1 protein-coding gene is annotated in these 857 nt (G+C 62.3%); it reads right to left on the bottom strand.

The features are described from left to right. Positions 1-356: 356 nt before the first annotated feature. On the bottom strand, positions 357-857 hold a 501-nt coding region (locus N0B51_RS14820), incomplete at its 5' end, for a lipopolysaccharide biosynthesis protein (RefSeq protein WP_375545967.1).

The raw sequence follows: 857 nt of genomic DNA, 5'->3' as shown, positions 1-857 counted from the left end.
ATGGCACTTCTCCTCCACTGAAGCGGAGTAGACTACGAGCGACTCCGCGCTGGGTGGAGAGCCGTCCACGGCATCAACATCGGCCATTTCGACCTAGACAGCCAAGCTCCAAAAGCAGTCGTTCAAGTTTGGTCGGATGGCGGCCCCCGTATCTCGCCGGTTCAGCACCGATTGGCTTTCAGGTGTTCTCAGTAAACGAGTGAACGTTGCTGAAGTCGTGTCGTCATTGGTAAGTTGTAGGAGCAAGACCTTGCCGGGCTGCGCTGAAGAATCCTGCACTGGCTGATGGTGACCACCGAGCCGATGGGGCCTGTCGTCGCCGCGACGCGTACCTGCCAGGACCAGTGCCGCGAAGTTCACTCGGCCGCACCCCTGAACCGCAATTCGCGCAACACTAGCCACGCCATCCCGCCCATCACGGCATAGAAGACCGCCATGCCCAGCGCTACCGCCCAGCCCACGCCCACCGGTCCGAAACCCGCCAGTGCGAAAATCCCGCCAATGATAACCGCCACCGAGATCGACCGCGCGACTACGGCATAGCTGGCATGTCCGGTGGAGAAGACCATCGGCTCGAAACCCACCGCAGCCAGCGCGAAGGAAGCGCCGATCGCCAGCGGCACCAGCACCGGGGCGCCGCGCACGAAAGGCTCTCCGCCGATCACCCACAGCAACTGTCCGCCAAGGAACCAGGCGACGAGAGTCACCATTATCCCGCCGACCCCGGCAAAGGTCGACACCTGGCGCACCAGCTTGCGAAAAGCATTGGGATTGTCTGCAATGTGCGACAGCGCAAATTCGGGGAACACCGCGCGCGCTACCAGCTGCGACATGGTGCCGATACCTTGCGCCAGTTG

This window comes from Tsuneonella litorea (assembly GCF_025154015.1).
Lineage (GTDB): Bacteria > Pseudomonadota > Alphaproteobacteria > Sphingomonadales > Sphingomonadaceae > Tsuneonella > Tsuneonella litorea.
The sequence above is the reverse complement of the archived record's forward strand: the minus strand, read 5'-3'. Positions and strand labels throughout refer to the sequence as shown.